The organism is Pseudomonas sp. MIACH, from assembly GCF_001269925.1.
Classification (GTDB): domain Bacteria; phylum Pseudomonadota; class Gammaproteobacteria; order Pseudomonadales; family Pseudomonadaceae; genus Aquipseudomonas.
The window spans coordinates 1-12393 of sequence record NZ_LHVO01000060.1; the positions used below are offsets into that span (position 1 = coordinate 1).

At 60.5% G+C, this 12393-nt stretch carries 10 protein-coding genes; 4 read left to right on the forward strand and 6 right to left on the reverse strand.

Annotated elements, in window-relative coordinates:
• Positions 1–174: 174 nt before the first annotated feature.
• From AD670_RS25480 to AD670_RS25490, 3 genes are read right to left on the reverse strand one after another with little or no spacing between them, the layout of a single operon-like run.
• Complete coding sequence (locus AD670_RS25480) at positions 175–2385, reverse strand: GMC family oxidoreductase (protein WP_053138915.1); 2211 nt, start codon at positions 2383–2385, stop codon at positions 175–177.
• Entirely contained in the window at positions 2382–2894 is a 513-nt protein-coding gene (locus AD670_RS25485; protein WP_053138917.1) for a sorbitol dehydrogenase, read from the reverse strand. Before AD670_RS25485 ends, AD670_RS25480 begins: the two co-directional genes overlap by 4 nt.
• Positions 2891–4258 (reverse strand): hypothetical protein, encoded by a 1368-nt coding sequence (locus tag AD670_RS25490; protein ID WP_053138920.1) that lies wholly within the window; start codon positions 4256–4258, stop codon positions 2891–2893. The genes AD670_RS25485 and AD670_RS25490 overlap by 4 nt, the downstream gene beginning before the upstream one ends.
• A 262-nt stretch (positions 4259–4520) precedes the next feature.
• Here AD670_RS25490 and AD670_RS25495 point away from each other — a divergent pair, with 262 nt between their 5' ends.
• Positions 4521–6533, forward strand: a complete 2013-nt coding sequence (locus AD670_RS25495) for an McrB family protein (protein WP_053138923.1) — start codon at positions 4521–4523, stop codon at positions 6531–6533.
• Positions 6530–7861, forward strand: coding sequence for an McrC family protein (locus AD670_RS25500; RefSeq protein ID WP_053138926.1), 1332 nt, complete (start codon positions 6530–6532; stop codon positions 7859–7861). Before AD670_RS25495 ends, AD670_RS25500 begins: the two co-directional genes overlap by 4 nt.
• Here AD670_RS25500 and AD670_RS25505 read toward each other — a convergent pair.
• Together AD670_RS25505 and AD670_RS25510 are read right to left on the reverse strand one after the other, a co-directional pair.
• Positions 7825–8352, reverse strand: a complete 528-nt coding sequence (locus AD670_RS25505) for a sterol desaturase family protein (RefSeq protein WP_053138929.1) — start codon at positions 8350–8352, stop codon at positions 7825–7827. The two genes, AD670_RS25500 and AD670_RS25505, sit on opposite strands and share 37 nt — an antisense overlap.
• Positions 8353–8468: 116 nt before the next feature.
• A complete protein-coding gene (locus tag AD670_RS25510) occupies positions 8469–9383 on the reverse strand; it encodes a LysR family transcriptional regulator (protein WP_053138932.1) in 915 nt (304 codons plus the stop codon).
• A gap of 105 nt (positions 9384–9488) precedes the next feature.
• Between AD670_RS25510 and AD670_RS25515 the strand changes: the two genes are divergently transcribed.
• Together AD670_RS25515 and AD670_RS25520 are read left to right on the forward strand one after the other, a co-directional pair.
• Positions 9489–10301 carry a phytanoyl-CoA dioxygenase family protein gene (locus tag AD670_RS25515; protein WP_053138937.1) on the forward strand — a complete coding sequence of 271 codons (813 nt, stop codon included), beginning with the start codon at positions 9489–9491 and terminating at the stop codon, positions 10299–10301.
• A gap of 79 nt (positions 10302–10380) precedes the next feature.
• Positions 10381–11349, forward strand: a complete 969-nt coding sequence (locus AD670_RS25520) for an ABC transporter substrate-binding protein (protein WP_053138940.1) — start codon at positions 10381–10383, stop codon at positions 11347–11349.
• A 113-nt stretch (positions 11350–11462) separates the two neighbouring features.
• Here the strand turns inward: AD670_RS25520 and AD670_RS25525 are convergent, their stop codons facing one another.
• Positions 11463–12368, reverse strand: a complete 906-nt coding sequence (locus AD670_RS25525; RefSeq protein ID WP_027605664.1) for a MurR/RpiR family transcriptional regulator — start codon at positions 12366–12368, stop codon at positions 11463–11465.
• Positions 12369–12393: the final 25 nt, after the last annotated feature.

The following is a 12393-nucleotide window of genomic DNA, read 5'->3' on the forward strand; positions in this document are numbered from 1 at the left end:
CCAAAACATAGGCCCGGACCTGCCTGGCACACTTGCAGCGCTCTTATTGGGGCTGCTGCGCAGCCCAACGCGGGACAAGCCCGCTCGCCACAACAGCCCTATCTGCCGGGCGTTCAGCGTTGAGCCGAAGTTGTGCAGATACCTATGCTGAGATGGCGGCGGCCCTTTGAAGGCTCACACGGTACCGAACCCCACCTGCACCGTCAGCGCCCCCTGGTTATCCCCCAAACCAATGCCATAGCGCCCCTCCAGATCATCGTTGATGCACAGTTGCAGCTCGCCGGTCTGTCCCGCCGGAATTTGCGCCAGGTCACCCACCAGAAACGGTGTCCCGCTGCTGCTCACACGGCCAATCAGCGCCCCCTCATTCGCCCCCGGCAAGGTGTAGCCTGCCTTGGCGATCAACCCTGGGCTGCCATTACCATCGACCATGCCGCCCACCGGGCTGGCCAGCCACTGACCGCTGACATAACGCACCAGGCGCGGGCTCGGGCCGCTGATCTGCACGCCGGTGCCTTGCCATGGCTGGTTGGCCTGCACCTGTAGCGTCGCGGCTTTAAGCTCGTTGCACAGGGTGTCGCCGGCCTGGATCGACAGCGCGGCGATGGTCAGGCTCGGGTTGGAGGTGCCGGTGGTGGGGAACACGCCATCGCCCACCAGGAACAGATTCTTGTGGTCCCAACTGCGTTGGGTCTTGTCCACCACCGAGGTCTTCGGGTCGTCCCCCATGCGGTAGGTGCCCATCAAATGCCCGGCACCCTGGAACGAATAGGATTGCCCTTGGTAGGTGAACACCCCAGGCGGGATGTCGGCAGTCAGTTCGGTGGCCCCGAGCAGTTCGGTGATGATATGGCTGGCCAGGATCTGCGCCTGTTTGAAGCCCTCCTTGGTGTAGTCGGACAGGTCGTAGTGGATTTCCGGGCGGGGTATGCCCAGGCGGTCCTTGTACTGGCTGGACGGCACGATGTAGCAGTTGGCGTTATTGGGATCTTCCTCCACTTGCTCCACCAGGAAACCTATCCGAAATTGCCGCGTGAGCAGGTTGTTCAGCTGTTGCACCAGCGCCGTGCCGAACAGCACCTGGGGCGCGCCCGGGGCGTTTGGCAGCGGGTTGGTCTTGCTCACGTTGGTGCCATCAATCAGGTCGGCGACGGTGGTGTAGGGATCGCCGATCGGCCAGTTGAAGCCCTCGTTGCCGATCTCGATCCGCCAGGCCGCGCGCTGGCTGCGGAACGCGCCGTCGCGCAGGCTTTCGATGCCGGAGGTGGACACCGGGCCGCGATACGGGAACACCGTCTTGCCTTCGGGCATCAGGCCCCAGGCCAGGTAGATCGGATGGTCCGCCAGGCTGCGCCCGACTTGGCCGCTGCTGTTGGCCACGCCGTTGGGCCAGGCGCTGCTGGTGGAGTTGAGCAGCAACTTGGGCGTCTCGATGGCATGGGCGGCGATCACGTAACGTTGCCCCACGGCAACGCCGGTGCCGGTCGGTGGTCCATCGCCGAGCTGATACTGGATGAACTCGATACCGCTGATGCTGTTGTCCGCCGCCACAGTGACCTTGCTCGCCACGGTCTTGTACAGCACCCGCACATTGCCGGTGTTGAGCGCGTTGTTCATGGTCACCGTGGCATCGTACTTGGCCTGGATCGGGCAGATCGGCGTGCAGTTGGTGTTACCCGCGCACACTCGTCGCCCGGCATACGGTTGCGAGTTGCGTCCGGCCGGCGTCGGGCTGACCACCAGGGGCAGGCCCTGGAACGCCTGGCCCTGCACCGCGCTGACGAAGCTGCCATCGACCAGCGACAGCGGGATGCTGGTCATCGGGTATTCGTAGTTGGCCGGGAAGGTAATGCCCAGGTACGCCTGGTCGGCCACGTTCGCCGCCACTCCGATTTCCGCCTCGGCACGGCAATACGCGCTTTGCAGGTCGTTGTAGCTGATCGGCCAGTCCACCCCCACGCCATACAGCGTCTTCATCTTGAAGTCATTCGGCAACATACGCAGGCAGGTGGCGACCCAATGCCAGGTGGTGCCGCCGCCCACGCGCTCATAGGTACTGGTGAACGGCAGCGGGCCTTTTTGCACCAGGTAGCTGATATCGGGGTTGTTCCAGCCGTTGATCAGGTCGGCGATGGTCGCGCGCGGTGCGTTCTGTTCAGCCGGGCTGCGCGCCGGGCTCAGGGTGCTCACCGGCGGGTAGGGCGATTCGGGCGTCTTCAGTGTGGCGGTGTAGAAACGCTCCAGGTACTGGTTGCGATTGGGCGGGATCTCCGGGCCGGACTCCAGCACCAGCACTTGCACCCCGGCCAGGCCCAGTTGATAGGCAATGATGCTGCCTGCAAGGCCCGCACCGACAATCACCACATCTGCTTGTTCGCTACTCATGACGACGCTCCTGGCTGAGTGCTGGCGGTGACCCCGGTGAAGTCTTCCAGGCTGGGCGGCGGGCTGTTCCAGTAGCCAAAGAAGAACTCGCTGTAGCCCATGGGGTGGGCCTGGGCGATACTCCACGCCCAGCTCTGGGTGTAGGCCTCGTCACTGACCACGGTTTGCTCGCCGACCGGAAATGCACCCTGGGTATACGGCTGGTACCACACGCCCAGCAGCCAGAGCTTCATGATCGCGCGTGCCACCTGGGCGGTTTGCGTCGGTGCCGGTTGGCCGTTCTGCATCAGGATCGCTGTGCCGATTTGCTGCGGTGTCGCCTGCTCGGCCGCCAGCGTGGCGTATTGCGCGAGCAGGGCGCTGAGCACGCTTTGGCCGACACGCGGACCGATGAACGCGAGAAAGGTCGTGGGCAGGCCGATGGGGTCCACCGACGGCGCCAGCAGTTCCTGATTGATGCCGGTGAGCACCACGCTCAGGCCGGTGAAATTGTCCAGGTCGGTACTCATGGCTGACTCCTTGTCACACCGGTGGATTGGGCGCGCTCGAGCAGGTAGGTGAAGTCCGCGAAGCTGGTGCGCGGCGACTGGGTCACGTGGGTGGCGGCATTGCCGTGACAGGCAATGCAACTGGACGACGCCTGGGGCACGGTGCCCTGGATATAGGTCTCCAGCGTGGCATTGGCGAGGAACGACGGTGCCGGGTTACCCAAAGGCTTGGTTGCGGAGATCTGGCACGGCGGTTGGCCGCTGAGTGTCGGCCACTGGGTGCTGATCAACTGGTAGTTGGCCCATACGCTGTCGGGGTTAACCGTGCGCAGCAGGGTCTGGTAGGTGGTGTTGAGGGCCTTGGTTTCATTGGTCAACGGTATCTCGCGCACGATCTGCGAGGGCGTGGCCTTCACCGCCGGGTTCCACGGCCTGGGCGGCGGCTGATTGACCTCGGCCTGGCTGCTGGCGTTGTAGAACAGGTACGGGCCTTTGCGCTCGGCGGGCGGCGTGGTTTTTTCCGGCACATTGTCGACGTGCTCAAAGGTCGACCACACCCACTGCGGCGCGCTGGTGGTCTTGTGCACGATATGCAGGCCCACCAGCCCGACCGGCTCGGCCACGCAGGACTCGGCCACCACCGGCCCTTTGCTCGGGTCGCTGTTGCCTGGCGTATACACCAGCGCGTCAACGCTATGGAAGCTGCCGGGCTTGTCGTTGCCGTCCAGCACTTTCCATGATGCCTTGACCATCAGCGAGCCCACCTCACTGGTGTTCGGGTTACCGCAACTGAACGCCACTGCATTGGTCGGGCTGGCGGCAAAAAACGCCTGTTGGCCCTGGATGCTGTAGAGACCGTTGTTGACGATGCCGTCGAACATCGATTGGTTGACCACGATTTCATTGCGCGTGTACACGCCGCTCTGGTCCACCAGTGGGCCGCTTTCAAACGGCTGGATAAACTCGTCGAGCACATCCGGAACCTTGCCCATCTGTTGCAGCAAGCGCCCGGAGCCCTTGCCTTCACAGGCTTTCGGTACGCTGGCGGGGGCGTGAAAAGGCAGCGGCTTCTGCCCTTGGGCCAGGAATATCTGATAGCTCTCCTTATAGCTTTCCCACACGGTGGCCGCGTCCTGCTGGCCGATCTGCACACCGCTATTGGGTTGACCCGTATCCAGGGCCGGCCAGTTCAACGCAATGAACGTCTGCCACGACATTTCATCGAAGTTGGCTTGCAGGCTGTCGAGAGAGAAGGGCGGGGTCGCCGTGACATCGAAGGGTATTTGCGTAGACAACGTGGGGGCCGCGACGACCAGGGGGCTCAGCAACGCGCCAAACAGCGCACAGCCGAACCCGGGCCGGGGGCGATGGGTTTCCATTCTCATCGGTATCTCCTAGGCATCAGGCGCCAGGAGACAGTGGGTCCGTCATGGACTCTTAAATGCGCCTCCTGGCACGGGCTAGAGCGTAGATAAGGTTGGCGACGCAGGTGTATGGGCGGCTAGATTTGTTCGTAATAAAAATAATCGCCAAGCACGCTGTGGAGCAGACGCTCGACTTTCTGTAAACATTTTGACCTCGCTACTATCCAAGCCTTAAGCGCTGGTGGCAGTATGAAATCACTTTCAAGGGAAGGAATTTCAGCACGTGGTACCCACCAACTTCACCCGTGACCAATTCGCATGCCTGAGCGAATGGCACGAAAAGGTATTCGACAAGACCGATACCACCCATCGCGACGCTTACAGCCAACTGCGCAACGCCTATGACATCACCAAGCGGTGGGCTGAGACTTTACAGGAACGTCTCTTCCCCCAAGGCTCCACTAAAACCATTCGCCGACCCATAGACCAGTGGAACAGAAAGTTCGTGGCCTACAACTGGTCGCGTATCTATCCGTACGCGGATGCTCCCCTGGAACTGGCCTACACCGTAGGCATCGACGCCGTTGACGGTTTCTTCGTCAAGATCGATCTGGTCGACGCCAAACTCGACGATGCCTCCCTGCGCAGGCGCTACGACGAAATCCGTGGGCCTTACCACGACTCGCCGATTGTTGCGCTCATGTCGGCCGAAGAAGGCCTGGCGATAGGCCTCTCGGGAATCATCGAGTGGAGCGCACACGCCATCAACCATTTCCCAATCGGGTACAACCAAGTGGCCGAACAACTGGGTTTGATTACAACGCCGAACGCGGCGCAACTGTTGCAACATTTTCAGTGCTGCAAGGATTTCAGAGAACGGCAGCCAAAGTGGAGCAGCGAAATGACGCAGTTGTTTGTGCGTCTTGCCATCGCAGTTCATGGGTTGGGTTTTGACTGGTGGGCCACGAAAGCCACCAACACGCAGTTGGTATTCGGCGGGAAAGAAAAAAGCGCCATTCGGGGATCGACGATGGGTGCATTGTTTGTGCGCTTTGATTGTGTCGAAGTCCGATGGTTGGCGTTTGACGGCCTGGATGCCGTGCCGCTGAACCAGAAGTTGAGCCCTGAACTGGTGGCATTGGTTGAAGCGGCCAATGCGCAGAAACAGGGCGTTTCGGCAAAACGAGGCCAGCGTTCCAGCCGCATTGGCTATTGGCCGGATCAGTACGGCATCGAAGAGGTTGTCGACATGGAAGAGGACGTATTGCTGGGTGGCGGTGCGCTGTCTGAGGCCAATATCATCACCCGCAATCAAATCTACTTCGGCCCGCCCGGCACGGGCAAAACCTGGACCTTGCAACGTCTGCTCGAGGTCGACTACCCCTCGCAACGCTTCGAATTCGTCACCTTCCACCAGTCATACGGCTACGAAGAATTTGTCGAAGGGCTGCGTCCGGTGATTTTCAACAGCACCGGTGATCACGCGGGTGCGGTCACCACCGGCGACGTTCGTTATGAGATTAAGCCGGGTGCTTTCTTGCGCCTGTGCGAGCGGGCCAGGAAGGACCCTGCGCATCAGTACGCGATGGTGATCGACGAAATCAACCGAGGCAACATCAGCAAGATTTTCGGCGAACTGATCACCTTGATCGAACTCGACAAGCGTGAAGGTGAGGTCAATTCGGTGACACTGACGCTGCCCTACTCAGGCAACCCGTTCAGCGTGCCTTTGAACGTCGACGTGATCGGCACGATGAACACCGCCGACCGTTCGTTGGCGCTGGTCGATACCGCATTGCGCCGCCGCTTCGAGTTCATCGAACTGATGCCGGATCCCCGTGTATTGAAGGGTGTCACGGTGTTCAAGGGCGATCACCAGATTGACCTGGAACAGCTGTTGACCGCCCTGAACATGCGCATCGAAGCGTTGTATGACCGTGAGCACACCATCGGGCATGCCTATTTCACGCCATTGAAAGGCGTGCCCTCGGAGCAGCGTTTCGGGGCGTTGGCCACGCTCTTCAAAACCCGGATCATCCCGCTGCTGGAGGAGTACTTTTTCGACGATTGGCAGAAAATCAGGCTGGTATTGGGCGACAACCAAAAGAAAGCGCCTGAACTCCAGTTTGTACGCGCCGTTGAATCGAGCAGAGGTGCCACGAACCTGTTTGGTTCGAGTGAAGAGTGGGACGAGTATGCGCTGCGGCCACGCTATACCCTGAATGCTGACACCTTCAACACACCGCAAGCGTACATCGGTATCTATTCGACGCTATCCAAGCCTGTCGCTGAATGAGTGCCGTACAGATCTTTGAGTACGGCAGGCTGGTCGAGTCTGGCGACGGGGTGAGCGCAACGGTAATCCCCAGGCGCGTATTTGCCTGGCTGGAGGAGCAATGCCTGAAAGCCGACGAGCACGCACCTACCTGGCTCAGGCTGACCAGTCGCCGAGGGCAGCGCGTAATCCAGGTGACCAGTTACGTGGGGGTACTGCGTGCGCCTTGCGGTTTCCAGATCGAGATCCTGCCCAAGATCGGACGCGAAACGTCAGCGTCCCTGGCGCGCCGGAAGCTGATCGAGATGCTCAAGTGCCTACGCGGTTTTCGTCACCTCAAAACGCTGAATGCCGATCTTCAGGCTGACCGAATGCCGCTACTCGAGGTGTTCCTGCAACAGTTTCTGGAGACGGTCAGGCATGTCGTCAGGAAAGGGCTGCGAAGTGATTACACCGCCCGGCAAGCCAACTTATCCAGCCTGCGCGGCAAGCTGGTGATGGCGCGTCACCTCTCGGAGAATCTGGTGCGGCGCGACCGGTTCTTTACCGAGCACGATGAGTTCACTCCGGACCGTGCTGAAAATCGCTTGATTCATGCGGCTCTGCGCAAAGCACTGGGTATGTGCAGCGCACCCGCCAATCAGCGTTTGGCGCGCGAGTTGTGTTTTGTTTTCGCTGATGTGCCCCTGCCCACCGATGTGGCGCAGGACTTCAAACGCATCCGGCTGGACCGGGGCATGGCGTACTACGAACCGGCCCTTGAGTGGACGCGACTCATCTTGCAGGGCAACAGCCCCGTACCGGGCACCGGCCAGCATCATGTGCCGTCGTTGTTGTTTCCAATGGAGGCGGTCTTTGAAGCCTATGTGGCGAAGCATCTGGCGCGCCAGTTGGAGGACGGCTTTGGCCTGAAAACCCAGGTCTGCCGCGAGCACCTGGTGGTGCACAAGGACGAGAACTGGTTCCGCCTGAAGCCCGACCTGCTGGTTCAGGAGGGTACGCAGCCGCGAATGGTGCTCGACACTAAATGGAAATTATTGGACAGCACCAAAGGCAACCGTTTCGAGAAGTACAAGCTCAGTCAGGCCGACTTCTACCAGCTCCATGCGTACGCCCACCTCTACTTGAAGGGCGCAGGGCACGCCGTACTGATCTATCCATGGACAGAGTCGTTCCGCGAACCCTTGCCCGTTTTCGATTTCAAGAGCGCCGAGGGCTTGAAACTCTGGATCCTGCCGTTTTGCCTTGAGCGCAGTAAATTGCTGCTCCCCGAGGTATCCCCCCTGGGGAGGTTTATCAGCACTGAGGGGGCTCAGGCTGGCTCTGCATCCGCCTCAACCCGAATATAAGTGCGAAACACATGGTCCCACAGCGGCGAAGAAACCCCGAAGTTCTTCTCGATGCCTTTGCGGTGATGCAGATCGTGATTGGCCACCAGCCCCGGAATAAAAGCGTAGGCCCAATGCTGCGGGCGGTGCATCACGTAGTGCAGCGAGATGTAGACGAAATAGCCGGCTACGGCGCCGATAAAGGCCGAGGTGAGGCCGGTGAACCAGGCGAGCAGCAACAGCAGGGCAAAGGTCGAGCTGGTTTTCCAGCTGGACACGCCGATGTAGGCCAGCACGTCGATATGGTGGGTCCAATGCTCGCGGCGATACAGCGAGTGGAACAGGAAACGGTGCGCCGAATACTCCACCAACGTCCAGGCCAGCAAGCCTGCAAGGGCGAGGGCCAGGTCAAACGGTGCGAGGTAAAGGGCCAGGACGACGAACAGCGGAACGGTAAAAAAATCGAGGTAATAAGCGACTGACGACATCAGCCATTTATTGGAAGCAGCCATGTGCGGAATATCCCTGTAGTGCTCAATGGATGGGCGCGCGATTTTCAGCTGTTGCGCTGTTACACACAACTGTTCACAGCGGGTACAGGTGGCAGGATGAGTGTTGCGTCACATCGTCAAAACGTCGCAAACGGTTGTCGCTGTGAGAACCATGCCAACGCGTGTGCCTTGAATGCCTCGGCGGGCGGAGTCAGCGGGTAGCGCTGATCGTAGGCCAGCACGATACGTTGCGCAGGCAACTGCTGTTTGATCGGCCGGCACACCAGCGGCTGGCCGTCGTAGCTGTGGTCGCCGAAGGGGCGGGTGTAGGTGAGCGCCACGCCGAAACCATTGGCGACCAGGCTGCGCTGGAATTCGAAACTATGGGTGGGCTGCACGCTGGCGGGCACCAGGCCAAAAGCGTTGAACAGGTCGAGGATATGCTGCCAGCTGTGGATCTGGTCCATCACCACCAGGTTGCAGGCACTGAGCGCGACCATGTCCACCTGCTTTTCTGCTGCGAGCGGATGATCTGCCGCCAGCAGGGCGTGAGCGGTCAGTTGGCAGAGTTCGACGCGCTCCATGTTGGCCGGCAAGCCCAGGTCGTAGGTCAAGGCCAGTTCCAGGGTCCCTTCACCAAGCCGTTTGCCCAAGTATTCAAACCCGCCTTCGCGCATATCCACCCTGACCCGTGGCGAGGCCTGCTGCAGGCGCTTGAGGATTTGCGGCAAGCAATACGGCGCGAGGTCCGCGTAACAGCCCAGCACCAGGTCCCCGGCAAAGTCATCGGCTTGGCTGCCGATGTCCGCGAACGTTCGCGCCTCGGCGAGCACGCGCTTGGCCTGGGCCATGACGGTGCGCCCGAACGGCGTCAATGACACGCCCAGCCCGCGCTGGCGAACGAACAGCGGTTGCCCGTAGAGGCCTTCCAGCTCGGTGATCGCCGTGGAGATGGACGGTTGGGAAACGTGCAACTCTTCAGCCGCCAGGGTGAGGTTGCCGTGCTTGGCCGCCGCCAGGGCATAGCGCAATTGTCGCAAAGTGAAGTTCATAGGTTTTTCTTGGGTGATACATCAAGACTTATTATTTTATCTTATTTGGTCGTCATGGAATATTGGCCCTGCATAACTTTCATCTTGTTAAGGGAGTACCCGGCCATGACCCACAGCTCATACACCGTTGACCAAAAAGACATCGACGCCTTCCAGCGCGATGGCGCGGTGTGCCTGCGAGGCATCTTCAGCGATTGGACCGCGCAGATCGCTGCGGGCATCGAGCGCAACCTCGCGGAGCCTGGCGTGTACGCAAGCCGCTACATCGAGCAGGGCGGGCAGTCCGGCGGTTTTTTCGACGACTATTGCAACTGGCAACGCATCCCCGAATTTCGCGCGATCATCGAGCAGTCGCCCGCCGCCGCGATTGCCGCGCAGGTGATGCAGTCGCGCACCGCGCAGTTTTTTCATGACCATGTGCTGGTCAAGGAACCCGGCACGCAAAAAGCCACGCCTTGGCACCAGGACATCCCGTACTACTTCGTCGAGGGCAGCCAGTCCGTGAGTTTTTGGATTCCCGTGGACCCGGTGCGCGAATCAACCCTGCGGCTGCTGCCCGGTTCCCATCGCTGGGATAAAGGCATCCGGCCGGTGCGCTGGGCCGACCAGAGCGACTTCTACCAAGGCTCGGATGACTACCGCGACGCACCGGACCCGGACGCGGAGGAGGGCATGCCGGTGTTGGAATGGGAAATGCAACCGGGTGACGCGGTGCTGTTCGACTTTCGCACGGTGCATGGTGCCCGGGGCAATGGCTCCGCGCAGCGTCGACGGGTACTTTCGTTGCGCTGGGTCGGGGATGATGTGCGCTACCTCGAACGTCCGGGGCGTACGTCCCCACCTTACCCAGGTCACGCCATGCAAACCGGCCAGCGCTTGCGCGAAGACTGGTTTCCAACGATCCATACAGCTGGCTGACGCATAACTTTTAGAGCGTAATTTCGCTGACATCTGCCCATCCCTGATCTGACCCTTTCACTGCATAGGTGCATCAATGATGAAGCTGAGTAAAAACCTGATGGCATGGCTGCTTTCTTGCGGGCTGTTAGCGGGCAGCGCCACGACCCAGGCTGCCGGATGGTGCGAATCCGGCAAACCGGTGAAGTTCGCCGGCCTGAACTGGGAAAGCGCGATGCTGCTGACCGATGTGCTGCAAACCCTGCTCAAGGATGGCTATGGCTGCGCGGTCGACACCTTGCCGGGTAACTCCATCACCATGGAGAGCGCGTTGGGCAGCAACGACATCCAGGTGCTGGCCGAGGAGTGGATCGGGCGCAGTGAGGTGTGGAACAAGGCGGCGGCCAGCGGCAAGGTGGTGGGCGTCGGCGCCCCCATCGTGGGTGCCACCGAAGGCTGGTACGTGCCGCGTTACCTGGTGGAGGGGGATGCCAAGCGCGGGCTGAAAGCCAAGGCCCCCGAGCTGAAGAAGATTGCCGATCTGGCGCAGTACGCCCAACTGTTCAAGGACCCGGAAGAGCCCGGCAAGGGCCGCTTCTACAACTGCCCGGCGGGCTGGACGTGCGAGCTGGAAAACAGCGAGATGCTCAAGAGCTATGGTCTTGAAGCCAGCTACACCAACTTTCGCCCAGGCACCGGCCCGGCGTTGGATGCGGCGGTGTTGTCGAGCTACAAGCGCGGTGAACCGATCCTGTTCTACTACTGGACACCGACGCCGCTGATGGGGCAGGTCGACCTGGTCAAGCTGGAAGAAAAACCGGGCGTGGACAAGAAGATCAGCATTCAGGTCGGCTTGTCCAAAGCGTTTCACGAACAGGCACCGGAGCTGGTTGCGGTGCTGGAAAAGGTCAACCTGCCGATTGACCTGCTCAACCAGAACCTGGCGCGGATGACCAAGGAGCACATCGACTCTCCCAAGCTGGCCAAGCTGTTCTTCCAGCAGCACCCGGAGATCTGGCATGGCTGGGTGAGTGAAGCGGCGGCGAAGAAGATCGAAGCGACGTTGTAGGTCGTTCCAGGGCAAGGATGCCTTGCTTCACGAGTAAAAGAGATTAATCAGCACGTCCGCGGCGATTAACGCCACGGCGAGGATAAACAGTACTCGAAGGCTCATGAGCGCGCTTACAGCGATGCGTTAAGTTCGTCGATCAGCGTCTCTCGGTACTTCAGCGCCGATATCGACAGCTCACCGAGCTTGCTGGCAACCGCGCTTAACAAACCCTGCGCGAGCAACATAAAGGCACACATGCTGTTGCTGAAGAACAAGCTGTGATTGGGGACATAGAAGCTGTGCAAGGCCACCTTCGCCAGTGGCGAGCTGGCAGAGTCGGTCAGTGCGATGACCTTGATCCCATGGCGAGCGGCGACCTCGGCAGTCGCGAGGACGCTGGGGGTGTAGGGAAAGCAGCTGGACACCACCAGTACGTCACCCTTGTCCAGTTGTGCGAGGGCATCCGCCACACCTTGGCGACTGGAATCCAGGGCCGCCACATCCGGACGCAACATCCCCAAGCCGTAGGACATGAACAGCGCCAGTGAATTGAACTGGCGCATGCCATGGATCCGAACCCGGCGGGCACTGGCCAGCAGTTCCACCGTCTGTACAAACACATCGGGATCGACCTGCTCGATCATGCTGGCGATGTTGGCGTTTTCCTGGCGGCCCAGGCGCGTCAGCTGATTGAGGATGTCCTTGTCTTCATGATTGATGACCAGCCGTGAGGCCTGATCACTATAGAAATGCTTGCCCTCGGTAATCTCTCGGCGAAACACATCCTGCAATTTGCTGAAACCGCCATAACCCAGCCGTTGCGCGAGCCGGGACAGGGTCGAGGCGTTGACATCCAGTTGCTGTGCCAGCTCGCTGATCGAACACACTGCCGTGCGTTGGGGGGATTCGATCAGCGCCATCAGCACGCGCCTGGAGCTGCTGCCCAAGGCAATATCGACCTCACGCCGCTCGATGGCCGCGAGCAGTTGCTTGAGGCCGTCCAACGTGTCGGGAAGTGCTGCCGGGACTTTATTCATTAACGGTATCCATTATTCAGTGAGC